This window comes from Xanthomonas melonis, from assembly GCF_020783655.1.
In the GTDB taxonomy this organism is placed as follows: domain Bacteria; phylum Pseudomonadota; class Gammaproteobacteria; order Xanthomonadales; family Xanthomonadaceae; genus Xanthomonas; species Xanthomonas melonis.
On record NZ_JAJGQH010000005.1, the window covers coordinates 87952 to 114885 of the forward strand.

The 26934-nt window shown below is 66.1% G+C and carries 15 protein-coding genes; all 15 read left to right on the forward strand.

The annotated features are described in order from the left end of the window. Positions 1-80 precede the first annotated feature (80 nt). The 15 genes from LL964_RS06590 to LL964_RS06660 all read left to right on the forward strand — a co-directional run bounded on the left by LL964_RS06590 (position 81) and on the right by LL964_RS06660 (position 26757). Positions 81-614, forward strand: coding sequence for a hypothetical protein (locus LL964_RS06590; RefSeq protein WP_104588596.1), 534 nt, complete (start codon positions 81-83; stop codon positions 612-614). Between the two features lie 168 nt (positions 615-782). After that, positions 783-2966: a methyl-accepting chemotaxis protein gene (locus tag LL964_RS06595; protein ID WP_146092431.1), complete on the forward strand. Its 2184-nt coding sequence runs from the start codon at positions 783-785 to the stop codon at positions 2964-2966. A 367-nt stretch (positions 2967-3333) separates the two neighbouring features. Then, complete coding sequence (locus LL964_RS06600; RefSeq protein ID WP_104588595.1) at positions 3334-5583, forward strand: methyl-accepting chemotaxis protein; 2250 nt, start codon at positions 3334-3336, stop codon at positions 5581-5583. 354 nt (positions 5584-5937) lie between these two features. Continuing rightward, on the forward strand, positions 5938-8187 hold the full coding sequence (locus LL964_RS06605; RefSeq protein ID WP_104588594.1) for a methyl-accepting chemotaxis protein: 2250 nt from the start codon (positions 5938-5940) through the stop codon (positions 8185-8187). Between the two features lie 107 nt (positions 8188-8294). Beyond that, positions 8295-10763 carry a methyl-accepting chemotaxis protein gene (locus LL964_RS06610; RefSeq protein ID WP_104588593.1) on the forward strand — a complete coding sequence of 823 codons (2469 nt, stop codon included), beginning with the start codon at positions 8295-8297 and terminating at the stop codon, positions 10761-10763. Positions 10764-11392: 629 nt separating this feature from the next. Then, entirely contained in the window at positions 11393-13618 is a 2226-nt protein-coding gene (locus LL964_RS06615) for a methyl-accepting chemotaxis protein (RefSeq protein WP_104588592.1), read from the forward strand. A gap of 558 nt (positions 13619-14176) precedes the next feature. Continuing rightward, entirely contained in the window at positions 14177-16849 is a 2673-nt protein-coding gene (locus LL964_RS06620) for a methyl-accepting chemotaxis protein (protein ID WP_104588591.1), read from the forward strand. 291 nt (positions 16850-17140) lie between these two features. Further along, positions 17141-17932, forward strand: coding sequence for a flagellar brake protein (locus LL964_RS06625; RefSeq protein WP_167395429.1), 792 nt, complete (start codon positions 17141-17143; stop codon positions 17930-17932). Between the two features lie 122 nt (positions 17933-18054). Next, the gene (locus tag LL964_RS06630) at positions 18055-18537 is read left to right on the forward strand and encodes a chemotaxis protein CheW (RefSeq protein WP_104588589.1); all 483 of its coding nucleotides are present in this window, start codon (positions 18055-18057) and stop codon (positions 18535-18537) included. A gap of 299 nt (positions 18538-18836) precedes the next feature. Beyond that, on the forward strand, positions 18837-19220 hold the full coding sequence (locus LL964_RS06635; RefSeq protein ID WP_104588588.1) for a hypothetical protein: 384 nt from the start codon (positions 18837-18839) through the stop codon (positions 19218-19220). An 82-nt stretch (positions 19221-19302) separates the two neighbouring features. Beyond that, complete coding sequence (locus LL964_RS06640) at positions 19303-21681, forward strand: methyl-accepting chemotaxis protein (RefSeq protein ID WP_167395428.1); 2379 nt, start codon at positions 19303-19305, stop codon at positions 21679-21681. A 212-nt stretch (positions 21682-21893) separates the two neighbouring features. Further along, entirely contained in the window at positions 21894-22760 is an 867-nt protein-coding gene (locus LL964_RS06645; protein WP_104588587.1) for a CheR family methyltransferase, read from the forward strand. Further along, entirely contained in the window at positions 22757-23353 is a 597-nt protein-coding gene (gene cheD / locus LL964_RS06650) for a chemoreceptor glutamine deamidase CheD (protein WP_104588586.1), read from the forward strand. Before LL964_RS06645 ends, cheD begins: the two co-directional genes overlap by 4 nt. Next, positions 23350-24426 (forward strand): protein-glutamate methylesterase/protein-glutamine glutaminase, encoded by a 1077-nt coding sequence (locus tag LL964_RS06655; RefSeq protein WP_104588585.1) that lies wholly within the window; start codon positions 23350-23352, stop codon positions 24424-24426. The genes cheD and LL964_RS06655 overlap by 4 nt, the downstream gene beginning before the upstream one ends. 6 nt (positions 24427-24432) lie before the next feature. Next, positions 24433-26757, forward strand: coding sequence for a sensor domain-containing protein (locus tag LL964_RS06660; RefSeq protein WP_146092430.1), 2325 nt, complete (start codon positions 24433-24435; stop codon positions 26755-26757). The last annotated feature ends 177 nt before the right edge of the window (positions 26758-26934 follow it).

The window sequence follows — 26934 nt, forward strand, 5'->3', positions numbered from 1 at the left end:
GGTGATCAAGCACACGCTTGCCCAGCCGATAGACAAGGCACTGAGGGCTGCACGCCCGCGTCAAGTCGAAGGAAGTCCGCATGCATATCGCCAATTCCGTCCGCTCTGCCCGCCCGTTGCTGGCTGCCGTGTTTGCCGTCGCCTTGCTGGCCGCCGGCACCTCCCTGCCACCGTCGTTCGCCGCACCGGCCGCGCCGGTGTCCGTGCTGCTGGACAGCGTTCCGGTGACGGCGCTGCAGTCGCTGGCTGTGGATCTGGTGCAGCTGCGCGAGCAACAGCGTGCGCAGCTCGCCGTCTCGCACGACGTCGAGCGCGTGCAAGCCTACGACGAGCGTCTGGGCAGCCTGCACCATCGCATCGCCAGGCACGCCGGCTATTTTCAGGCCACCGCCCCACAAGGCGAGCAGGCGCAGCAATTCGCACGGGTGCAGCAGCAGTTGGGCCGCTATCTGGCGCAGCACCGCCAGGCCAACCGCGACCTGCACGCGGGCGACCTGCATGCGGCGCAGGCCCTGTCGCTGGGGCACGCGGGCGATACCCGCCAGCTGCTGTGGACCGAACTGCACAACCTGCAGGCATCGGTGTCCGGAGACGGTCGGCCGCAACGCCGCTGAATCTACCGCGTCGGCCTGCGCATCGCGGCCGGCACGCTTGGCACCGCGTCGCGTGCGCGACGCGCAGGTGCAGCAGGTGCTGTCCCGTTACACGACCGCCAGGCACTCAACCTTTCGCAGTCGCTATTTGCCATATCCCGGTCATATTCCTTTCGCTGGATACCCGCCATGACGTTCAAGAGTTCGCTCGCGAAGACGCTCGCCAATGTTCCGCTGAAACGCAAATTCCTGATCCAGACCACCCTGGTGGCGCTGGGCATCATCGCGTTGGCGGTAGTGGCCGCGCGCATGCAGTACGTGGATCTCACCGACACCCGCCGCGATGGCCTCAAGAGCCAGATCGAGATGGCGATCGCGGTGGTCAATGGCTACGCCGAGCGCGCCGAGAAAGGCGAGATGGATGTAGACGCCGCCAAGAAGGCAGCGCTGACGACGCTGTCCAGCATGCGCGCACGCGGTGGCGTGGACTACATCTACGTGACCGACCAGGCGCCGGTGATGCTGATGCATCCCACCCGTCCGGATCTGAACGGCAAGCCGCTCAACGACGTGCTCAGCCCCGACGGCAAGCGCATCTTCCCGGCCTTCGTGACCGCCGCGCAGGCCGGTGGCGGCTATGTCGACTACACCTGGGCCAAGCCGGGCAAGAAGGATCCGGTGCAGAAGACCTCCTACGCGGCGTTGTACAAGCCGTGGGGCTGGGTGATCGGCACCGGCGTGTACCTGGACGATACCCAGTCGCAGGCCATCGCCTTCACCGCCATCGTGGCGGTGGCCGGCGGTCTGCTGGTGCTGCTCAATCTGCTGGTGGGCTGGATGATCGGCAACTCGGTCCTGGAACCAGTGGCGCGCGCCCTGGCCGCGATCAAGGGCGTGTCACGCGGCGACCTGAGCGTGCGCACGGCAGACCATGGCACCGATGAGATCGGCCAGATGCTCAAGGCCACCGACGAGATGGTGCAGACCCTGGAGCGCTTCTCCGCGCAGACCAAGGTGATGGTGCACATGCACGCCGGCGAGGACGTCACCCACCGCATGCCGACCGATTTCCCCGGTGTCTACGGCGAGCTGGCCGGCGGCATCAACACGATGATCTTCGAGCACCTGGACGCCATCGTCGATGCCATCGGCATCCTCAACGAATACGCCCAGGGCGACCTGTCGCGCGATGCGGCCCGCCTGCCCGGCACCCGTGCCGTGCTGCACGAGGCCATGGACGCGGCCAAGGCCAGCCTGCTGGCGATCAACAACGAGATCAAGCGCCTGGCGCAGGCCGCCGCCAACGGCGACTTCAGCCAGCGCGGCGACGCGGCGCGCTTCAAGCACGATTCGGCGCGCATGATCAACGACCTCAACGCGATGATGGACGTCAGCGACCGCAATCTGGGCAAGCTTTCCGAGCTGTTGGCGGCGCTGGCAGAAGGCGACCTTACCGCGCGCATGGATGGCCAGTTCCACGGCGTGTTCGCCCGCATGCGCGACGATGCCAACACCACGGCCACCCAGTTGGCCGGCATCGTCGGGCGCATCCAGCAGGCGGCCGCGTCCATCACCGGCTCGGCCAGCGAAATCGCCGCGGGCAACAACGATCTGTCGCAGCGCACCGAGCAACAGGCGGCCAATCTGGAAGAAACCGCCGCCTCGATGGAAGAACTCACCTCCACCGTCAAGCAGAACGCAGAAAGCGCCCGTCAGGCCAACCAGCTGGCGATCGGTGCGGCCAGCGTCGCGTCGCAGGGCGGCCAGGTGGTCAGCCAGGTGGTCGATACGATGAGTGGCATCGAGGCCTCTTCCAAGAAGATCGCCGAGATCATCTCCGTCATCGACGGCATCGCGTTCCAGACCAATATCCTGGCCTTGAATGCAGCGGTGGAAGCCGCGCGTGCCGGCGAACAGGGGCGCGGTTTCGCGGTGGTGGCTTCCGAGGTCCGCACCCTCGCACAGCGCTCTGCCGGCGCGGCCAAGGAGATCAAGCACCTGATCGACGACTCGGTCGGCAAGGTGACGCAGGGTTCGGCGCTGGTGGATCAGGCCGGCAAGACCATGGCCGAGATCGTCTCTTCGGTGCAGCGGGTGACCGACATCATGAGCGAGATCTCCGCCGCCTCGCAGGAACAGTCGGCCGGCATCGAGCAGGTCAATCTCACCGTCACCCAGATGGACGAGAGCACCCAGCAGAACGCCGCGCTGGTGGAAGAAGCCACCGCTGCGGCCAACGCCATGCAGCAACAGGCGCAGCAGCTCGACGATGCGGTGGCGATCTTCCGCCTGTCCGCTGGCGGATCCGCTCAGCATGGGCACGCGGCAGCACATCCGCCAGCACGCCCACGCGTGGCGCTGGTCGCTCACTGATCGCATCGACCCCCGCTCCGGCGGGGGTTTTGCGTTCTGCGCCATGACGCGCCGCGTTGCATAGGAGCATCGGTCGTCGCGCCACGCGGGATCGTGTCATCCATCGACGCATGCATCGCCATCGCGGCCCGCCAGGGCGGGCTCGGCGAACCGGCATCAACGGTGCCCCACTGCCCGATGAACGGAGCAGCTCGGAAAACGCAGGGATCCGGTTCGTCGAACGCCATGCCAGCCAATGCTCTTGCGAAACACCGCCAACTCAGGGGCGCCTGCGGCAACGGCGTTCAGACGCTTGAAAAGTAAAGAAACACCGCTGCTGGCCGTTAGCGTGCAGGACGTTGCCATGCGACACCCCGGAGTAAAAAAGATGAACAAATTCAACGACTGGCCCATCCGCCGCAAACTGATGTTTGCGTTCTGCCTGAGTGCGGTCCTCACTGCCCTGCTCGGCGGGTTGGGCTTCTCGCGCATGAAGCAGATGCAGCAGCAGACAGTGCTGATCAATGAAGACATCGTGCCGGTGTTGAGCCGTCTGTCGGAACTGCGCGCGTTCGGTGGCGAATTCCGCATCTATGAGTCCGGACAATTCGTCAATCTCGAAAATCCCGAGCGCTACGATTACTTCCTGACCCGCATGGACGAGATCCAGGGCAAGTACGCGCAGACGCAGAAGGCCCTGGAAGCCAAGATCGGCGCCGGCTCTCCCCTGAAGGCCGGCTACGACAAGCTCGAGCAGCAAAGCGCCAGCTACTTCGAGGCCAACAAGACCCTGCGCGCGCTCTACAAGGACCCCGACTACGCGGCCGCCGTGCGTGCGAACAAGCAGTCCGGCGACATCCGCAAGGTGCTGTTCGAAACCATCGACAAGATGTACGCCGAACAGTCCGCCGCGTTGGCCAGCATGGTGGCCGCCAGCAGCGCCTCGTTCAAGGCAACCAGCGTCGTGCTGCTGATCGGCACCTTGCTGATGGCCGCCCTGGCGGTGACCTTCGGCTGGCTGATCGCACGCAGCATCACCACGCCGTTGTCCAAAGCGCTGGCCGCCATCCAGGCCGTGTCGCGCGGCGACCTCGGCGTGCAGATCGGCAACACCAGCAAGGACGAGATCGGCCAGATGCTCGACGCCACCGGCGGCATGACCCGCATGCTGCGGCGCTTCTCCGACGAGACCGCGCGCATGTCGCATCTGCATGCGGCCGAGGACATCACGCACCGCATGCCCGAGGACTTCCCTGGCGTGTACGGCACGCTGGCCAGCGGCATCAATACGATGATCTTCGAACATCTGGATGCCATCGTCGATTCGGTCAACGTCCTCAACCAGTACGCCCAGGGCGACCTGAGCCAGGATGCGCGCCGCCTGCCCGGTAGCCGCGCCGTGCTCCACGAAGCCATGGACGCGGCCAAGGCCAGCCTGCTGGCGATCAATACCGAGATCAAGCAACTGGCGCAGGCCGCAGCGGCAGGCGACTTCAGCGCCCGCGGCGATGCGGCGCGCTTCAAGTACGACTTCGCGGTGATGGTGGCCGATCTGAATTCGATGATGGACGTCAGCGACCGCAACCTGGGCAAGCTGTCGCAGTTGCTCGCGGCGGTGGCCGATGGCGACCTCACCGCGCGCATGGACGGGCAGTTCCACGGCGTGTTCGCGCGCCTGCGCGACGATGCCAATGCCACCGTGCAACGCCTGACCGACATCGTCGGTCGCATCAAGCACTCCACGCTGGCCATCAACACCGCCGCTGGCGAAATCGCCGCCGGCAATCAGGATCTGTCGCAGCGCACCGAACAGCAGGCGGCCAACCTGGAAGAAACCGCTGCCTCGATGGAAGAACTCACCTCCACCGTCAAGCAGAACGCCGAGCATGCGCGGCAGGCCAACCAGTTGGCGATCGGCGCCGCCGGCGTGGCCTCGCACGGCGGCGAAGTGGTCGGCCAGGTGGTCACCACCATGTCCGGTATCGAGACCTCGTCGAAGAAGATCGCCGAGATCATCTCCGTCATCGACGGCATCGCCTTCCAGACCAATATCCTGGCCTTGAATGCGGCCGTGGAAGCGGCGCGTGCCGGCGAACAGGGCCGCGGCTTCGCGGTGGTGGCCTCGGAAGTGCGCACGCTCGCACAGCGCTCGGCGGGTGCTGCCAAGGAGATCAAGGGCCTGATCGACGACTCGGTGAGCAAAGTGGCCGAAGGCTCGGCGCTGGTGAACCAGGCCGGCAGCACCATGAGCGAGATCGTCTCCTCGGTGCAGCGCGTGACCGACATCATGAGCGAGATCTCCGCCGCATCGCAGGAACAGTCTGCAGGTATCGAGCAGGTCAACCAGACCGTCACCCACATGGACGAAGCCACCCAGCAGAATGCGGCGCTGGTGGAAGAAGCCACGGCCGCGGCGCGCTCGATGGAAGAACAGGCCCAGCAACTCACCGAAGCGGTGGCGCTGTTCCGGCTGTCGGCCGAGCTGGAAGCGGTCACCCGCGCCACCCCGGTGGTACGTCGGACAGCCACCGCAACCGCGACGCCCGCCAGCGCAGCCGCACAGCCTGCCGCGCGGCCGGCGCCGCGCGCGGCGGTGGCCACGGCAACCTCCAATGAGTCGGACTGGGCGGAATTCTGATCCGGCGCCGTTAATTGCCTTCCAGGCCGCGTCTCTCCGGAGCGCGGCCTTTTCATTTCAGCAATCGGAAGGAACGGACTCTGCAATAAACCCTCATGCCAAATCGATCATGGCGCCGCCTTCAAAATATATAAACGGCAGAGTTCGTCAATAAACCATCAACGCGCGCGAATCGAATTTCATCCGCAGTATTTCCTTGTATTTTCCTATTGCATCGCATCCAGCTATGCAATTTTCATATAGAGGTATCAAGTAATTCCATCGGGCCGCCGCTATCCGCATCAGCAACGCGTTGCGGCAGCCATACATCGGCATGACCGCGACATCACCTTCACTGTCTCATCGAGGCCCGTCATGACCGCATTCCTGCAACGCTACAACGTCGGCCCGCGCCTGGCGGCAGCATTCGCCTTACTGATCCTTCTGTCCGGCCTGATCGCCTTCATCGGTTATCGCGGCCTGACCTCGGCACGCGCCCTGGTGGACGACATCGTCAACCAGAACATGGTGAAGATCCGGCTGTCCAACGACATGATGAATGCCAACTTCATCATCGGCACGCAGCTGCGCAATGTGGTGTTGCCCACCACCGACGAGCAGAATCGCGAGTTCATCGCGAAGATCCAGGCCGCGCGTGCCGACTACAACAAGGCGCGCGAAGCGCTGTATGCAATGCCTGCATCTGAGAGAGGCAAGGCGCTGCGCGCGGAGATCGATGCGCGCCGAGCCGAAGTGAAGGTGCTGAACGACAAGGTCATCGATCTGGTGATGACCGGCCACAGCGATGAAGCATTGCCGCTCATGTTGAACAAGGCCGCACCGGCCACCCAGATCTGGCAGGACAAGATTGCCGAGAACATCGATCTGCAGGACGAGATGGCGGCGGCCGCATCGGCCGTGGCGTTGAAGTCGATGGCCGACTCGCGCCAGCTGCTGATCGGTGGAACGCTGCTGGTGGTGCTGTTGAGCAGCGTCCTGGGCCTGCTGATCACCCGCAGCCTCACCCTGCCCTTGAGCCGGGCCACCCGCGCGGCCGAAGCGATCGCCGGCGGCTCGCTGGACAACGACGTCGACACCCAGTTCAACGACGAAACCGGCCGCCTGCTCAAGGCCATGCACAAGATGCAGTCGCAGCTGCGCAATCTGCTGGCCGCGCAGACCGACATGGCCCGCCGCCACGACGAAGGCCAGATCAGCTTCCGTATCGACGCCGAGGCGTTCCCTGGCGAGTATGGCCGCATGGCCAGCGACACCAACAACCTGGTGGCCTCGCATATCGCAGTGAAGATGAAGCTGGCGCAGATCATGGGACGCTATGCGATCGGCGATCTCAGCGAAGACATGGACAAGCTGCCGGGCGAAAAGGCCGTGCTGACCGAGACCATGGCACAGGTCAAATCCAACCTGTCGGCGATGAACACCGAAATCAAGCACCTGGCGCAGTCCGCCGCCAACGGCGACTTCAGCGCCCGCGGCGATGCCGACCGTTTCCAGTACGACTTCAAGGTGATGGTCGATAGCCTGAACACCTTGATGGCCACCGCCGACGGCAACCTGCAGTCGTTGTCGGGCCTGTTGCAGGCGATCGCCGCAGGCGACCTCACCGCCCGCATGAGCGGCGAGTTCCGCGGTGTGTTCGCACAGATGCGCGACGACGCCAACGCCACCGCCGCCCAGCTGGCGCAGATCGTCGATGGCATCAAACAGTCGGCCGTGTCGATCAAGGGCGCCGCCAGCGAGATCGCCGCCGGCAACCAGGACCTGTCGCAGCGCACCGAACAACAGGCAGCGAATCTGGAAGAAACCGCCGCCTCGATGGAAGAACTCACCTCCACCGTCAAGCAGAACGCCGAGAGCGCGCGTCAGGCCAACCAGCTGGCGATCGGCGCGGCCAGTGTCGCCTCGCAGGGCGGCGAGATCGTCAGCAAGGTCGTGCAGACCATGAGTGGCATCGAAGCATCGTCCAGGAAGATCGCCGACATCATCTCGGTCATCGACGGCATCGCCTTCCAGACCAACATCCTGGCCTTGAATGCCGCCGTGGAAGCGGCGCGCGCCGGCGAACAGGGCCGTGGCTTCGCGGTCGTCGCCAGCGAGGTGCGGACCCTGGCGCAGCGGTCTTCCGGTGCCGCCAAGGAGATCAAGGGCCTGATCGACGACTCGGTGCAACGCGTGGCCGACGGCTCGGTGCTGGTGCACGACGCCGGCAAGACCATGGGCGAGATCGTGGCCAGCGTGCAACGCGTCACCGACATCATGGGCGAGATCTCCGCCGCCTCGCAGGAGCAGTCGGCCGGCATCGAACAGGTCAACCAGACCGTGACCCAGATGGACGAGACCACCCAGCAGAACGCCGCCTTGGTGGAAGAAGCCACCGCCGCCGCACGGGCGCTGGAAGAACAGGCCACCGGGCTGACCGACGCGGTGGCGGTGTTCAAGACCGACGCAGGTCACGCACAGCCGGTCGTGCGTGCCGCCTCGGTGCAACCGGCAGTGACCCCGGCACTCAGGGCGCAGCTGGCGGCGGCAGGTCGCACCACCGCCTCCAGGCCGCGTCCGGCGGTCGCCGCATCCGGCAGCGACGCCAGCTGGCAGGAGTTCTAGGCAAGCGGACGCGACTTGCTGAACGGTACCGGTCGGCAGCACTGCCGGCCGGCTCAAGGCATAACAGCTATCGGCCGATAGCCTGCGTACGCCCAAGAGACGCCTTCATGACCAACGTACCCACGTCATCGCCGCAGCCGGTTCCCACACACCGCTGGATCCGCCGTTGGGACGATCTGGCCATTGCCGCAAAACTTGGCGCGATCGGGGTGCTGGCCCTGCTCGGCCTGGTCGTTCCGGTCGTGCTCTACAGCGGCAAGCTCAACGAAAGCGTCGCCATCAGCAGCAACGAGCTGCGCAGCTACGCGCCGCTCGAGCAGATGCTGGGCCTGATCACCGATCTGCACGTGGCCCATGTGGACACGGGCAGCGCTGCCAGCGCAGCGGCGCAGCGGGCCGAACGCGATCTGCAGCGCCTGCTCGCCGCCACCGCCGCCCTGCCCGGCTTCGAACGCAGCCGGGAACAATTGCTCGCCTTGCAGCAGCGCCACGTCGCGGATGCGGCCGCCAGGGACTATGCCGGAGTGAGCGAACAAGCGTTCGCCGCGCTGGATGCGTTACGCGACGACAGCCAGCTGGTCTATACGCCGTACATCGAAAGCTATCACCTGGTGGTGGCCACGCTGATCTACAGCCCCGATGCCACCGAGTCGCTGACCCGCCTGGATGCCGCCAGCGATCCCTCGCAGGCCGGCGACAGCCGCGCCATGCTGCGCGAGCAGCTCAATCAACTGCGGCGTGGTCACGCACGCTTCCGGCACGAACTCGACAAGGCGATGAGCCTGCTGGAACAGCCGGATCCCGCACTGGCCGCGGCTGCCGGCGCCGAAACCACGCGCGCGACCACTGCCCTGGCCGCACTCGGCGCTGCGCTGGAAGGCAGCGACGCGCAAGCCGACGCACAGTGGAACGATGCACTCGACACGCTCGGCCAGGCCATGCAGGACCTCAGCCGCATCTCGCTGCAGGCCTTGCAGCGGCAATCCGAGCGGCATCTGGAGCAGGCACGCGATGCGATGTGGCAGGCGATCGCCGGGCTGTCGCTGCTGGCCGCGTTGATCGTGGCCTTGGGCTGGTACACCTTGGCGCGGCTGACCCGCAATGTGCGTCGCGCTGCGGCGGTGGCGGCGAACATCGCCCACGGCGAGCTCGCCGACCAGGTGGTCGCACCTTGCCGCGATGAAACCGGGCAACTGCTGGACAACATGCGCCAGATGCAGCTGCAGCTGCAGCGCGTGCTGGCAGCGCAGAGCGAGATGGCGCAGCGGCACGACGCCGGCCAGATCAGCTATCGCATGCAGGCCGACAGCTTCCCCGGCGCCTACGCCACCATGGTGAACGACACCAACGCCCTGGTCGCTTCGCATATCGCGGTGAAGATGCAGCTGGCGCAGATCATGTCGCGCTACGCGGTCGGCGACCTGAGCCAGGACATGCCGCGCCTGCCCGGCGAAAAGGCCGTCCTCACCGACACCATGGACACGGTCAAGGCCAACCTGTCGGCGATGAACAGCCAGATCAAGCTGCTCGTGCAGGCCGCAGCCAACGGCGACTTCGGTGTACGCGGCGATACGCAGCGGTTCGAATACGATTTCCGTGCGATGGTCGAAGGCCTCAACCAGCTGATGGCCACCGCCGATGCCAACCTGGGCGCGCTGTCCACGGTGTTGCAGGCGATCGCCGCCGGCGATCTGAACGTGCGCATGCACGGAGACTTCCATGGCGTGTTCGCGCGGATGCGCGACGATGCCAATGCCACAGTCACGCAACTGGCCGACATCGTCGGACGTATCCAGCGCTCCACCGACGCCATCAACGATGCCGCCAGCGAAATCGCCGCCGGCAACCAGGATCTGTCGCAGCGCACCGAACAGCAGGCCGCCAACCTGGAGGAAACCGCCGCCTCGATGGAGGAACTCACTTCCACCGTGCGCAACAATGCCGAGCATGCGCGGCGCGCCAACCAGCTGGTGGTCGATGCGGCTACGGTGGCCGCGCAGGGCGGCGAAATGGTGGGCCAGGTGGTCGGCACGATGGCCGGCATCCAGGCCGCCTCGCGCAAGATCGCCGACATCATCGGCGTCATCGATGGCATCGCTTTCCAGACCAATATCCTGGCCTTGAATGCGGCGGTGGAAGCGGCGCGCGCCGGCGAACAGGGCCGCGGCTTCGCGGTGGTGGCATCGGAAGTGCGTACGCTGGCGCAGCGCTCTGCCGGCGCGGCAAAGGAGATCAAGCAACTGATCGACGATTCGGTGAACCGGGTCGAACACGGCAACCAGTTGGTAGGCCAGACCGGGCGCACCATGCAGCAGATCGTCGACTCGGTGCAGAGCGTCACCACGATCATGCACGAGATCAGCGACGCATCGCAGCAGCAGTCGCAAGGCATCGAGCAGGTCGGCCAGACCATCACCCAGATGGACCAGACCACCCAGCAGAATGCAGCGCTGGTGGAAGAAGCCACCGCCGCTGCCCGCGCGATGGAAGAACAGGCGCAGCAACTGCGCGATGCGGTTGCGGTCTTCCAACTGCACGGCGCCGGGACCGCGTCCCGCGCTCGCCTGGCTGCCTGAGCCGGACTCGACGCGGGGCCGCCTGTCGCGCCCCGCCTGCGCCGCCGCATCATCGATGTAGGCAATGGGCTCCGCCGCCTGCGGCGTAGCCGCGTGACCGGCACTGCGCACCTCGTTCCGCCTTGCCGGCACGCCGGTCCAGGCAACGCGCCACGCAGCACTTGCCGTTCGACCACAACGTGGCGCGGTGATCCCAGTCCTTCGGCCAGACACCCCACATCACGCTGTGCCCAGGCGCCTGCACGATCGCCAGCGCTTCTGACCGGCGCTCTCCCTAGTCCACCGTCTCGACCGGGCATCCGCGCGATCGCTCGCCCCGCCGCCCGTGAATGGCGCATGAAATCGCCGGCACCTGCCACCAGGGCGATCGCCGCTGCGAGGGTGTTTGCGTGGCGCTTATGCACACCAACGTCACCTCGGTGACGGCCGCCCGTACGCAGCCGGCCAAGCGGGTTCAGCCGCGTGCCGACAACGCCGCTACCCAATCACGCAGGCAGCCCCCGTCCTGCAGTCCGGCCCAGCGGCCAATGCTGCTGCGTCGATCGAGCGACGGGGATCTGCCTGCCATGGCTACGCACCTGCACACGCCAACGCAATCCCTTCCCGTCCTTCGCTTTCGAGATCTCCACATGATCGCTTTTCTACAACGGTACAACGTCGGCAAGCGCCTGACCTTCGCCTTCGGCACGCTGATCCTGCTGTCCTGCGGGCTGGTGGTCGCCGGCCTGTACACCGTGGCCCAGGCGCGCGAACGCATCGACACCGTGGTCAATCGCAATATCGCGATCATGCAGCACCTGGAGGACATGACCAACGCCAGCGCCGCCATTGCCGTGCAGTTGCGCAACATCGTGCTGCCCACCTCGCAGCAAGACAACCTGCGCTTTGCCGGCATCATCAAGGACAAGCTCGCAGCTTACGAAGACACTCGGCGCACGCTGTACGTGTTCTCCGCATCGCCGGAAGCGGCCGCGCTGCGGCAGAAGATCGACCAGGCCAGCCAAGCCGCCGCCAGGCTCAACGCGCAGGTGGCCGATCTCGGCCTGAACTCCAGGCCCGACGAAGCGCTGACGCTGCTGTTGCAGCAGGCCGCACCGGCGACCGAACGCTGGCAGGCCGCCCTGGCCGAGTATTCGGCGCTGCAGCGCCGACGCGCCACCGAAGCCTATGAGGGCGCGACCGCGGCCATGGCGCGCGGCCGCGCGATGTTGATCGGCGGAGGTCTGGCGGTGGTGCTGATCAGCAGCCTGCTGGCATGGCTGATCACCCGCAGCCTGGTGCTGCCGTTGACGCGCGCCACCCGCGCTGCCGAAGCGATTGCCCAGGGCAAGCTGGACAACGACGTCAGCACCCACTGCAACGACGAAACCGGCCGCCTGTTGCAGGCCATGGACCGCATGCAGGAACAGGTGCGCAACCTGATCGCTGCGCAGCTGGACATGGCCAGGCGCCATGACGAGGGCCAGATCAGCTTCCGCATGGACGCCAGCGCATTTCCCGGCGATTTCGGCCGCATGGCGCGCGACACCAACGAACTGGTGGCCGCTCACATCAAGCTCAAGATGCAGACCATCCACCTGGTGGAGCGTTATGCCATCGGCGACCTGAGCGAGGACATGCAGCAGCTGCCCGGCGAAAAAGCCGCCATCACTGCGGCGATGGATCAGGTCAAGCGCAACCTGTCGAGCATGAACGCCGAGATCAAGCACCTGGCGCAGGCCGCGGCCAGCGGCGATTTCAGCGCTCGCGGCAATGCCGAACAGTTCCAGTTCGATTTCCGCATCATGGTCGAAAGCCTCAACCACCTGATGGCGACGGCAGACGGCAATCTCGCTTCGCTCTCCAGCCTGCTGCAGTCGATCGCCGCAGGTGATCTCACCGCGCGCATGAGCGGTCAGTATCAGGGTGTGTTCGCGCAGATGCGCGACGATGCCAATGCCACTGCCGAACAACTGGCCGGTATCGTCGGCCGCATCCAGCAGGCCGCGGAGGCGATCGGCATGGCGTCGAGCGAAATCGCCACCGGCAACCAGGATCTGTCGCAGCGCACCGAGCAACAGGCCGCCAGCCTGGAAGAGACCGCCGCCTCGATGGAAGAACTCACCTCCACGGTCAGGCAGAACGCCGAACACGCCAGCCAGGCCAACCAGCTCGCCGTCGGCGCCGCCGCGGTGGCAGCGCAGGGCGGCACGGTCGTGGCCGATGTGGTCGCCACCATGTCCGACATCCAGACCTCTTCGAAGAAGATCGCCGAAATCATCGGCGTCATCGACGGCATCGCCTTCCAGACCAATATCCTGGCCTTGAATGCGGCAGTGGAAGCGGCGCGCGCCGGCGAGCAGGGGCGCGGCTTCGCGGTGGTGGCCTCGGAAGTCCGCACGCTGGCGCAGCGTTCGGCCGGAGCGGCAAAGGAAATCAAGCAACTGATCGACGATTCGGTGGACAAGGTCGCCCAGGGCGCAACGCTGGTGGATCAGGCCGGCACCACCATGGCCGAGATCGTGGCCAGCGTGCAGCGCGTCACCTCGATCATGGGCGAAATCTCTTCCGCCTCGCAGGAACAGTACGCCGGCATCGAGCAGGTCAACCAGACGGTCACCCAGATGGATGAAACCACCCAGCAGAACGCCGCCTTGGTGGAAGAAGCCACGGCCGCCGCCCGCGCGATGGAAGAGCAGGCACAACAACTCACCCAGGCGGTGGCCGTGTTCAAGGTGGCTGCGCGGGGTGGGCCGCGCCTGGCCACTGCCGCCCGCCCGGTCACGCGCACCCTCGCCGCGCCACGCCACGGCGGCGCCGCGATCCCGCTGCCGGCATCGACCGCCGTCGCAGCCGGGGACTGGCAGGAGTTCTGAGCGGCAGTTGCAGGCTGCGACGCTGCGCCGGCGACATGCCGGCGCAGTCGCTACATCTGCCCCACCTGGCAGCAATACCTGATTGCAGGGCGACGACGTGGATCGTCGATCGCCCGGAACGGACGCAGCGCAGGAGGTTGCCGCGGCCTGGCACCGGCGACATCCCCCTATCCTCCATGCGCTGAGCGCCAACCCTCGCTGGCCGCGCAGGCGCGAGCCGGTCTCGCAAGCCATGTCGAGTCCGCTTCTCCGTCGCATGCGTGCCACGGCGCGGAATGTCCGATCGCCGGCAGTGCGCAGTGCATGCGATGACACGACGAATGCCAGCGCTTTGGCTGCCGCATGCACGGCGATCAATCCCTCAGCGGACTGCAGCAATGGTCCATGCACGCTGGATGCGCTCTCAACAGTAGAGCGATAGCCGGAACTGGAAGCGCTTCCAATGAACGAAGCTCTCAGATTTGTGCAGGTTTCGATAGAAAAGATCAATTTCGCGCATAACCGGCCGTTATCGCTCTCACGCATTCGTAACGCCCACCCCAGGGCAAGGTCGACCCCATGCATTTCTTCAACCGACTTTCCGTTGGTACCCGGCTCTCCGTCCTGCTGACCCTGATCATTGCGATCTCGCTGGGCCTGCTGGCCCTGACGATCTACCGGCAATCGGCCGGAGACATCGAATCGCAGGTCAAGGCCGAACTGCGCTCCAGCACCCGGCTGATGCAGCAATCGGTGGCGATGTACGACGTGACCCTGACCGAAGGTACCCAGCGCCTTGGCAGCGTCTTCGACGACATGCTGCCGCGCGGCGCGCGCGAACTGGATCCTGCCAGCACCGTCACCATCGGCGCGCAGGACACCCCCTCGTTGCGTGCCGGCACCCAGGCGCTGAATCTCAACTTCGACGCGGTGGATCGCTTCGCGCAAGCCACCGGCGGCGTTGCGACCATTTTCGCGCGCACCGGCGACGACTTCGTCCGCATCACCACCTCGCTGCGCAACCCGCAGAACGAGCGTGTGATCGGCACCCTGCTCGATCGCAAGGGCAAGGCGTACGCTGCGCTCTCGCGCGGCGAAGCCTTCACCGGCCAAGCGCAGTTGTTCGGCGAGCAGTACATGACCCACTATGCGCCGCTGCGCAATGCGGGCGGCGAGGTGATCGGCGCGTTGTTCGTCGGTCGCAACTACACCCAGGGCCTGGCCGCGCTCAAGGCGCAGGTCAGCGAGACCAAGCTGGGCCAGGACGGTTACTTCATCATCGTCGACATGGCGCCGGGCGACCACCATGGCCAGGTCATCGCCGCACCGCCCGGCACCCCGGCCACCCTGTCGGCGCTGGTCGCCGCCGATCAGCAGCCCGCGCTGCAATCGGTGCTGGACGGCAAGCAACCCAGCGCCAACCTGCAGCTGCGCGACGCCAAGGGCAATGGCCAGGCCTTCGAGGTCACCGCCCAGCGCTATGCGCCGTGGCAGTGGGCGGTGATCGGCACGCAGCCGCGCAGCGCCATCGACGACCCGCTGGACGCGTTGATGGGCAGCATGCTGGTGTTCTCGCTGGTGGTGCTGGCGCTGTGCGTCGCGGTGGTGTTCATCGCCGCACGCAAGATGGTCACCCGTCCGCTGCTGGCAGTGGAGCGCGTGTTGGGCGATGTCGCTGCCGGGCGCCTGGACAACCCCATCGAGATCGACCGCCACGACGAACTCGGCCGCCTGCTGCTCAATGCCCGCACCATGCGCGACGACCTGCGCGCGCGCCTGGAGCGCGATCACCTGATCGCCAGCGAAGCCCTGCGCGTGCGCACCGCACTGGACGATGTCAGCACCAACGTGATGATCGCCGATGCCGAGCGCCGCATCATCTACGTCAACCGCCCGCTGCAGCGCATGCTCAAGAGCGTGCAGGACGAGCTGCGCCGCGACCTGCCGCACTTCGATGCCGACGCCCTGATCAATGCCAGCATCGACCAGTTCCATCGCAACCCCGAGCATCAGGCGCGCATGCTGGACCAGCTCACCGGCACCCATATCGCGCAGATCCATGTCGGTGGCCGCACCATGCGGCTGGTGGTCAGCCCGGTGCTGGGCGCCGATGGCGAGCGCCTGGGCTTCGTGGTCGAATGGGCCGACCGTACCCAGGAAGTCCAGGTGGAGCAGGAAGTGGCACGCATCGTACAGGCGGCCGCTGCCGGCGACCTGAGCGGACGCGTCGGTACCGACGGCAAGCAGGGCTTCCTGCTGCAACTGTCCCAGCAGCTCAACGTGTTGCTGGACAACAACGCCGATGGTCTGTCGCGCGTGTCGGCACTGCTGTCGTCGCTGGCGCAAGGCGATCTGACCGCGCGCATGGACGGCGACCTGCAGGGCGTGTTCGCCACCATCCGTGACGACGCCAATGCCACCGCCGACCAGCTGGCCGGCATCGTGCGCCGGATCAAGGACTCTTCGCTGACGATCAATTCGGCCGCCACCGAGATCGCCACCGGCAATGGCGATCTGTCGCGTCGCACCGAACAGCAGGCCGCAGCGCTGGAAGAAACCGCCGCCTCGATGGAAGAGCTGACCGCCACCGTCAAGCAGAACGCCGACAACGCCGACCAGGCCAACCGCCTGGTGCTGGATGCGGCCGACGTCGCGGCCAAGGGCGGCGATGTGGTCGGCCGCGTGGTCACCACCATGGCCGACATCGATCACGCATCCAAGAAGATTGCCGAGATCATCTCCGTCATCGACGGCATCGCCTTCCAGACCAACATCCTGGCCTTGAATGCGGCGGTGGAAGCGGCACGTGCGGGCGAACAGGGCCGCGGCTTCGCCGTGGTTGCCTCCGAGGTGCGCACGCTGGCCCAGCGTTCGGCCGGCGCAGCCAAGGAGATCAAGCACCTGATCGAGGACTCGGTGGCCCGCATCGGCAACGGCGCGGCGCTGGCGGCCGAAGCCGGCACCACCATGCAGCAGGTGGTCGGCTCTGTGCAGCGCGTCACCGACATCATGGGCGAGATCACCAGCGCCTCGCGCGAGCAGGCTGCCGGCATCACCCAGGTCAACCAGACCGTCACCCAGATGGACGAGACCACCCAGCAGAACGCCGCCCTGGTGGAAGAAGCCACCGCCGCCGCCCGCGCGATGGAAGACCAGGCCACCCAGCTGGTGGATGCGGTGGCGGTGTTCCGCCTCGAACAGGAGGACCGCCTGAGCGCGCTGCTGGCCGACGCGCGCCACGCCTATCGGTAAAGCGCTCGGCTGCCGGCGCGCCTGCTGCGCGTCGGCAGCGAAGCCGCGCCGACGTGTTGCGGCGTCGCCCGGCCCGGATCGGGCGACACCCGCACGGCCGTCTGGTGCCATGGCGAACGCCCGCATTGGCGACGAACATCGGCCGACGGAGCCCATCGCGCGCGTGCAACGCCCGCCGCGACCACCCCAGGGCAGTCGCAGACCTTAAAGATTCGCTGCGGCAGCCGATATCAAGGCGACGCCAGCGCATGCCCGGCGGCGTCATCCCGTTTTCCATCAGTGCTCGTGCTCATGTCCCAAGGCGATACCTCAGAGTCACAGCTGGACCACGATGCCGATCACCTGCCCGAAGGTGACGAGCGTTATCTGCTGCGCAACAAGCGGCAGATCCGCGGCCTGCTGCGCCAACTGCGGGACCAGCGCGCCGTGGTGACCATGCATGTCGCCGGCCGCGACATGGCCGTGCCCACCGCCGTCCTGGACGTGGACGAAGACGACGACTGCCTGATCCTGGACGGCAGCCACAACGAGACCTCCAATCGCGCCATCGAGGACGCCAAGTACCTGCTGTGCTATGCCCAGCTGGAACGGGTCAATGTCCGCTTTCGCCTGGAGAAGGCCGTGCGTATCGAACGCGACGTCCATGTCGCCTTCCACGCCGACCTGCCCGAGGCGATGTACCACATGCAACGGCGCGAGTCGTATCGGCTGGAAACGCCGATCACCGATTCGCCGGTCTGCACCATCCGCCAGGACGAAGCGCAGGGCGGCAACCTCAATCTGCAGCTGCGCGTGATCGACATCAGCAGCGGTGGCCTGGCGGTCTCGTTGACCGCCGGCATGCCATTGCTGGAACCGCAACGCACCTACCGCGATTGCACGCTGCAACTGCCAGACGCCGCCCCCATCGCGCTGCCGCTCACCGTCTGCAGCCAGCACAAGCAGACCCTGCCCAACGGCAGCGAGGGATTCCGCGTGGGCATGCAGTTCAGCGATCTGCCGCGCGGTGCCGACGAAAGCATCCAGCGCTACATCTTCCGCGTCGACCGCCAGCGCAATGCGCGCAAGAGCGGCGTGTTCTGAATCCGCCCGCACCACGGGCGGCGCCTGCCTAAAGTTGCCGGGCGGCGCGCCGATGTTGCTAGGGCAACCTCATTCACTCTTCTGCCGCTACCTGTCACTCAGCCGCAACGCCCGGAGTTTCCATGAACGACAAAAGCACGACCACCGGCACCGGTGGTGAATTCCTCAGCTTCGCCCTGGGCGAAGAGCATTACGGCGTGGACATCCTGAAAGTGCAGGAAATCCGTGGCTACGATTCGGTGACCCGCCTGCCCGACGCACCCGATTACATCAAGGGTGTGATCAACCTGCGTGGCACCATCGTGCCGGTGATCGACCTGCGCCTGAAGCTGCGCCTGAAGGAAGCGCGCTACGACGCCTTCACCGTGATGATCGTGCTCAACGTCGAAGACCGCGTCGTCGGCATCGTGGTGGACAGCGTGTCCGACGTGATTCCGCTCAACGACGACCAGATCCGCCCGACGCCCGAGTTCGGCGCGTCGGTGGACACCCGCTTCATCTCCGGCATCGGCACCCAGGACGATCGCATGCTGATCCTGCTGGATATCGAGACCCTGCTCGACAGCACCGAACTGGGCCAGCAGCTGACCGAGGAAGCTGCCTGATCCAGCTCGGCGGCGGAGTCACGGCCGCCGCCGGTTAGTGGCAGGACGTAAGGCGAGATGCATCGGCATTTCGCCGCGCCCAATGCAGGCCGCCATCTGGCGGCCGCTGCGTTTATGGCGATCGTCACCAGCGACCATCCGCTGTCGGGAAGCTCCCGACACTTGATGAACCACTGATTCGAAGTGAGATGAGAATCACTTTTTCTGGATTCAAGTTGAACGCCAGGTAGCCGATAGCTGAATGGAAGCCCGTGTGCATAAACGGGTCACCGTTCGACTTTCGATTCTGGAGAATCCCAATGAAGTTCCTGCTCTCGCTCCTCCCCGTCGCTGCCCTGGTCGTCGTTGCCCCCACCCTGTCGGCTCAGTCGCAGGAAATGATTCCGCCGGAGATGGCAACCCGTTTCGTCGGCAAGGACGGCATGGTCTGCGGCAAGGTCGAAAAGGCCAAGTACGCGCAGAGCTCGGAGGGCGAACCAACCTTCCTGTACATGGGCGGCATGTTCCCGCGTCACACCTTCTCGGCCCGCATCGACGGCGCCAACCGCGGCAAGTTCAGCTTTGCCCCGGAAACCCTGGAAGGCAAGGACGTCTGCGTTCTCGGCAAGATCCAGCGCGACAGCTCGCGTGCCGAAATCGAAGTCAGCTCCCCGGCCAGCCTGAAGCTCGCCACCATCAAGTAATCCCATCACACATCGCCACGCCCCTGCGTGGCGATGTGCTGTCTGGATTATGCGGACTGACTTCTACGGGGGAATCGTGTCAATGCAATGGATCAACAATCTGAAACTGATGCCGCGGCTGATGCTGGCGTTCGGCATCGTGCTGCTGATGATGCTCGTGCAGGGAATCATCGCGTATTCGGGCCTGGCATCGCTCAACAACGTCACCAGCGACCTGGCCGGCAACACCATGTCCAGCGTGCGCGAAGCAGGCGACCTGCGCGGCATGCTCGGCGAGTACCGCAATGCGGCCTACCAGAACCTGGTACGCGCCAGCGATGCGGTCAAGCAGGAAGCCAAGGCACGCGCCACCAAACTCAATGGCGAAATCGACGCCACGATCAAGGGCTACCCCCGCCTGATCGAGACCCCGCAGCAGAAGAAACTGTTCGACGTGTTCGTGGCGGACTGGAAGAAGGCCTCGGCCTCCTATGCCAGCGTCGACGAGATGATCGAGCTCAATCTCCCCGACGACGCCGTCGACACCTTCGTCGGCGAAACCCGCACGCTGCACAACAAGGCCAAGGATTCGCTGGCAGCGCTGATCGCCGAGGACAATCTGCTCGCGCAGGCCGCCAAAACCAAGGCCGAGAAGGTCCATGCCACCTCCGTTTCGCTGACGGTGATGGTGCTGCTGATCGGCATCGCCGGCGGCCTGGGCCTGGCCTTCCTGTTCGCACGCTCCATCGTGCGCAACATGCGCGGCGCGGTGAGCACCGCCACCGAGATCGCCGGCGGCAAGCTGGACGGCCAGATCAATGTGCAGGGCCAGGACGAAGTGGGCGAACTGATGCGTTCCATGCAACGCATGCAGCGCGACCTGAAGGAACGCATCGAACGCGATCGCACCATCGCCGATGAAAACCTGCGCATCCGCACCGCGCTGGACAAGTCCTCCACCGGCACCTTCATCACCGATCCCGAGCGCGTGATCATCTACGCCAACGACGCGTTCATGAAGATCGTCGCGCAGTACGAAAGCAGCATCCGCCTGGCATCGCCCGAGTTCGATGCGAGCAAGGTCATCGGCCAGCACATCGGCTACCTGGGCCTGTCCGAGACCACGGTGCGCAAGGCCATTGCCGCACTCGAACGCGACGGCGTGACCAGCTTCGAAGAACGCTTCGGCGAGGTCGTGCTGGCACAGACGGTCACCGGCATCAAGAACGAGCATGGCGAGACCACCGGCGAAGTCTGCGAATGGCGCGACCGCACCATCGAAGTGCAGGTCGAAGAAGAAGTGGCCCGCATCGTGCGCGCCGCCGCCAGCGGCGACATGAGCGGCCGCGTGGAAACCGACGGCAAGCAGGGCTTCTTCCTGCAGCTGGCGCAGCAGCTCAACGGTTTGCTGGATGCCAATGCCGCCAGCATCGAGCAGATCTCCAGCCTGTTGTCGGCGCTGTCGCGTGGCGATCTGACCGTGCGCATGCATGGCCAGTTCAGCGGCGTGTTCGCGCAGATGCGCGACGACGCCAACGCCACCGCCGCGCAGCTGGCCGACATCGTCGGGCGCATCAAGTCCTCGTCCACCGCGATCAATGCGGCGGCAGGCGAGATCGCCTCCGGCAACACCGATCTGTCGCATCGCACCGAACAGCAGGCCGCCAACCTGGAAGAAACCGCTGCCTCGATGGAGGAACTCACCTCCACCGTCAAGCAGAACGCCGAGAGTGCCCGCCAGGCCAATCAGCTGGCCATCGGCGCGACCGGTGTGGCCTCGCAGGGCGGTGAAGTGGTGTCGCAGGTGGTCACCACCATGTCCGGCATCGAAGCCTCGTCCAAGAAGATCGCCGACATCATTTCGGTGATCGACGGCATCGCCTTCCAGACCAACATCCTGGCCTTGAACGCGGCGGTGGAAGCAGCGCGTGCCGGCGAACAGGGCCGCGGTTTCGCCGTGGTGGCCTCGGAAGTCCGTACGCTGGCGCAACGCTCGGCCGGCGCGGCCAAGGAGATCAAGGGCCTGATCGACGATTCCGTGCACAAGGTGGCCGAAGGCTCGGCGCTGGTACGCAAGGCCGGCGCCACCATGGCCGACATCGTCGCCAGCGTGCAGCGCGTGACCGACATCATGGGTGAGATCTCCGCCGCCTCGCAGGAGCAGTCGGCCGGTATCGAGCAGGTCAACCAGACCATTGCCCAGATGGACGAAACCACCCAGCAGAACGCCGCGCTGGTGGAGGAAGCAACCGCCGCTGCCCGCTCGATGGAAGAACAGGCCGGCCATCTGGCCGAGGCGGTCTCGGTGTTCAAACTGGAAGAAGCCGCTGCGGCCCCCGCGTCCGCACAGTTGCGCCCGGTGGGGTCGCGTCCGGTGGCGGTCAAGACCGCTGCCAAGCCGGCGGCACGCACGGCGACGGCGCCCTCGCGGCCGGCCAAGCCGCAGGCCGTCCTGGCCGACGGAAACTGGCAGGAGTTCTGAGTCACCGCTGTCGTCCACAACGCCCCGGCACTGCCGGGGCGTTGTGCATTTGGGCATCGCCTGCCACGCAGTCTCCATGGCAGCCGCCGAGGCCTTCTTGCGCCACAGCGACGCCCGTCCGGCCGCGTGACGCGAGCGGGCACCGTCGCCACGCATTGGCACTTCAGTTGCATGGCCACATGGCCGATATCCAGTGATAGCTAACGACGCGTATGGATATGACGACTACCACTCCCGCTTCAGACACACGCGAATTCGAGTTCGGCGACCGCGATTTCAAGCGCGTTTGCGATCTCATCTACCAGCGCGTCGGTATCGCCCTGGCGCCGGCCAAGCGCGACATGGTGTATGGCCGCTTGTCGCGCCGCCTGCGCGTCCTCGGCCTGCGCTCGTTCCGCGATTACCTGGACCAGTTGGAAGCCGGTAACGATGCCGAGGAATGGCAGGCGTTCACCAACGCACTGACCACCAACCTGACCTCGTTCTTCCGCGAACCGCACCACTTCGACAAGCTGCGCGAAGAACTGCAAAAGCGCGCGGCGCAGGCGCCATTGAAGATCTGGTCATGCGCCGCCTCCACCGGCGAGGAGCCCTACTCCATCGCCATCACCGCCTGCGAGGCCTTCGGCACGCTGACCCCGCCGGTGAGCATCGTCGCCACCGATGTCGATACCCAGGTGCTGGAAACCGCCTCGCGCGGGGTCTACGCCATCGACCGCGTCGCCTCGCTGGATGCGGCGATCAAGCGCAAGTATTTCCAGCGCGGCTCCGGCCCCAACGAAGGCAAATGCCGGGTGATCCCGGCACTGCGCCAGCTCATCGAATACCGCCCGCTGAACCTGCTGGCGCCGCGCTACGATGTCGGCGGGCCCTATGCGGCGCTGTTCTGCCGCAATGTGATGATCTATTTCGACAAGCCCACCCAACGCGGCATCCTGTCGCGCCTGGTCACCCACATGGGCGACGACGGCCTGCTCTACACCGGGCACTCGGAGAACTACCTGCACGCGGCCGATCTGATCCAGCCGTGCGGCCGCACGCTGTATCGGCGCGCCCCGCGCGCAGGAGCGGCCGCATGAGTACCGCTGTGCAAGTCGACGACGTGATGCGCTACCGCGATTCGCGCTTCCAGACCATCACCGCCAAGCTGTTGCCCACCCAGTATCTGGTGGTGGACGACGACACCGCGTTGACGACCACCTTGGGATCGTGCGTTGCAGCCTGCTTGCGCGATCCGGTGCTCAAGATCGGCGGCATGAATCATTTCCTGTTGCCAGAAGGCCAGGTCGGCGATGGTGCGCCCGCGCGCTACGGCAGCTATGCGATGGAGGTGCTGATCAACGACATGCTCAAGCGCGGCGCGCATCGCAAGCGCATCGAAGCCAAGGTGTTCGGCGGCGCCAACGTCCTCAAGGGCTTTACCAGCAATCCGGTGGGCACCCGCAACGCCGAGTTCGTGCGGCAGTACCTGCAGGCCGAGCACATTCCCATCATTGCCGAAGATCTGTGCGGCATCCATCCGCGCAAGGTGTGGTTCTTCCCGACGACCGGCCGCGTGGTCGTGCAGCGTTTGCCGCACGCACACGAAGCCGAAGTCGCCGCTGCCGAATCGGCCGTGCGCGCCCGTCTATCCAAAGCACCGGTCACCGGTGGAGTGGAGTTGTTCGAATGACGCTGGAAACTCCCGTACGTGTGTTGATCGTCGACGATTCGGCGGTCGTGCGTCAGATGCTCACCGAGATCCTCTCGCGCGATGCCGGCATCGAAGTGGTCGGCTCTGCCGCCGACCCGCTGCTGGCGCGCGAGAAGATCAAGCGCCTCAATCCAGACGTGATCACGCTGGATGTGGAAATGCCGCGCATGGATGGCCTGGTGTTCCTGGAAAACCTGATGCGCCTGCGCCCCACCCCCGTGGTGATGATCTCCTCGCTCACCGAGCGCGGCGCCGATACCACCTTGCAGGCCCTGTCGCTGGGCGCGGTGGACTTCGTCTCCAAGCCCAAGATCGACGTCGCACGCGGCCTGGAAGGCTATGCCGAAGAGATCGTGAGCAAGGTCAAGATGGCCGCCAAGGCCAAGGTCAGCGCGCTCAATCGACCCGCCGCGCCCAAGGTCACCCTGGACGCGCACTCGGCACCGGTACCCGGCAGCGCGCTGCGCTTTCGCACCACCGACCGCCTGATCGCCATCGGCGCCTCCGCCGGCGGCACCGAGGCGCTGCGCGTGGTGCTCGAACACATGCCTGCCGATGCGCCGGCGGTGGTGATGACCCAACATCTTCCCGCCAGCTTCAGCACCGCATTCGCCGAGCGCCTCAACCGGCATTCGGCGATGTCCGTGCGCGAAGCCAGCGATGGCGAAGCCATCCTGCCCGGCCATGCCTACCTGCCACCGGGCGGCCAGCACCTGCGCATCATCCGCGATGGCGCACGCTGGCGCTGCCGCATCGACGACGGTCCGCCGGTCAACCGTCACAAGCCGGCGGTGGACGTGCTGTTCCGCTCGGTGGCCGCGAACGCGGGGCCGAACGCAGTGGGCGCCATCCTCACCGGCATGGGCGACGACGGCGCCCGCGGCCTGCTGGAAATGCTGCAGGCCGGCGCTCCCACGCTGGTGCAGGACGAGGCCAGCAGCGTGGTCTGGGGCATGCCAGGCGCAGCCTACAAACTCGGCGCCGCACAGGAAGTGGTGCCGCTGGATCGCGTGGCCGAGCGTCTGATCGCGTTGTCGGCACAGGCGCGCTGATCGTCCATGCCCGCACTCCCCCCGCATCCGGACGACATGGCGGAGGCGTCCGGCGCTGCCGATGCCGCGTCGGGCGGCGTCGTGGCGGGCGTGCACGCCCGCGCTGTCGACGCTGCCCCCACCCCCGGCCCGGTCACCGCCGGCATGATCATGCGTGGCGAGAGCCCGCAGGACAGGCGCGCGCGCCTGTTGGCCGAAGCGCTGGATGGCAGCAGCAGCGCCATCCTGATCTGCGACCTGCAGTCGCGCCTGCTGTATGCCAACGACGGCTTCCAGCGCATGTTCGGCTACACCGAGGCCGAACTGGTGGGCCAGCGGCCCTCGGACGTGCTGACCCGCGCGCACAGCGACCAGAACGAGGTCGCGCGGATCCGCGATCGCGCCGACGCCTTGCAACAGACCCGTGCCGATCTGCTGGTCTATCGCAAGGACGGCTCGCCGCTGTGGATCTCGCTCAACTTCAATCCGATCTACGACGCCAGGCACAACCCCTCGCATTACGTGGCGGTGCTGACCGACATCACCGACACCAAGATGCATGAGGTGCTGCAGCACCGGGTGCTCGAGGCGCTGGTGCAGGAGCGCCCGCTGATCGAGGTGATGACCCTGATCTGCACCGAGGTCGAACGCATCGCCCCGGACGTGATGGCCACGGTGATGAGCGCGGACAACCAGGGCTGCCTGCATTCGCTGGCCGCTCCCAGCCTGCCGCCCGAGTATGCCGACGCGGTCAACGGCCTGAAGATCGCGCCCGGCGCAGGTGCCTGCGGCACTGCCGCCTGGCGCGGACGTGCGGTGATGGTGGAAGACATCGCCACCGACCCACTGTTCGCACAGTACCGCGAGCGCGTGCTGCCGATGGGCCTGCGCGCCTGCTGGAGCGTACCGATCCGATCCAACAGCGCGCGCGTGCTGGGCACCTTCGCGCTGTACTACCGCAAGCCACAGCGCGCCGACGCCTGGCACGTCCGGCTGACCGAACTATGCCAGCAGCTGTGCACGCTGGCGCTGGAACGCGAACAGATCCGCCAGCGCGTGCATCAACTGGCGTTCTACGATGCGCTCACCGGCCTGCCCAACCGCATCATGTTCAGCGCCCGCGCCGAGCAGGCGCTGGCCCAGGCCGACTATGCCGGCGAACCGGCCGCGTTGATGTTCATCAACATCGACCGTTTCAAGCTGATCAACGATAGCCAGGGGCATGCCGCCGGCGACGGCCTGTTGCGCGACGTCGCGCTGCGGATCGCCGAACAGCTTGCCGCCACCGCCATGCTCGCGCGCGTTGCCGGCGACGAATTCGCATTGGCGCTGCCCCAATGCAGCGCCGAACAGGCCAGCGCGGCGGCCGAGCGCGTCCTGGGCACCATTGCAGGGCCGCTGACGGTGGGCCATATGACGGTGCATCCGTCGGCCAGCATCGGCGTAGCCATGTTTCCCGAAGACGGGCGCGACATCACCATTCTGTTGCGCCACGCGGATCTGGCGATGAACCGCGCCAAGAAGGAGGGTGGCGGACGCTTCCGTTTCTTCAGCTCGGACATGAATCGCATGGCGCAGGAACGCGTGGCGCTGGAGGCGGAACTGCGCCAGGCGATCGACCGCGATCAACTGCAACTGCACTACCAACCGCAGGTGCACAGCGCCGCGCCGCAGACGCTGTACGGCGTGGAAGCGCTGCTACGCTGGAATCACCCGCAGCTGGGCGCGGTGTCGCCAGCGCGTTTTCTGCCGGTGGCCGAAGAGCAAGGCATGATGCCGCAGCTCAACGCATGGGTGCTGCGTCGCGCCTGCGAACAGGTCGCCGACTGGCGCCGGCGCGGCGTGCCGGTGGCGCGCGTGTCGGTGAACCTGTCGGCCAGCGGCTTCGAAAGCCCGCGCATGCTGCCCGACCTGCTCCAGCTGATCGCCGAGCTGGGCGTGCAGCCGGCCGACCTGACCCTGGAGTTGACTGAAAGCGTGATGCTCTCCGGTCAGCCGGGCGTCCTGGAAAACCTGCACGCCATCCGCGAGGCCGGCATTTCGTTGTCGCTGGACGACTTCGGCACCGGCTATTCCAGCCTCAGCCATCTGCATCGCCTGCCGATCGACGAGCTCAAACTGGACATGAGCTTCGTGCGCGACATCGAACACAGCGAGGATGCGCGCGCGCTCACCACTTCGGTGCTGCGCATCGGCGAGCACCTGCGCAAGCATGTGATCGCCGAAGGCGTGGAAAACGAAGCCCAACGCCTGTTTCTGGCCGACCTGGGCTGCGAAGTGCTGCAGGGCTATCTGTTCTCGCGTCCGTTGCCGGCCCCGGCACTGGAAGCCTGGCTGGGCGCGCAGCGGTAACGACGTAGAACGTCCGCATCGCGCCGGTGCCGTGCCCTCATCCGCCCTGCGGGCACCTTCTCCCCACGGGAGAAGGAAGCGAGGGCACCGTCTCCCACGGGAGAAGGAAGCGGGGAGCACCTTATCCCGACGGGAGAAGAATGCCGGGGCAACTGCGCTCGACGGAAGCAGGAAGCA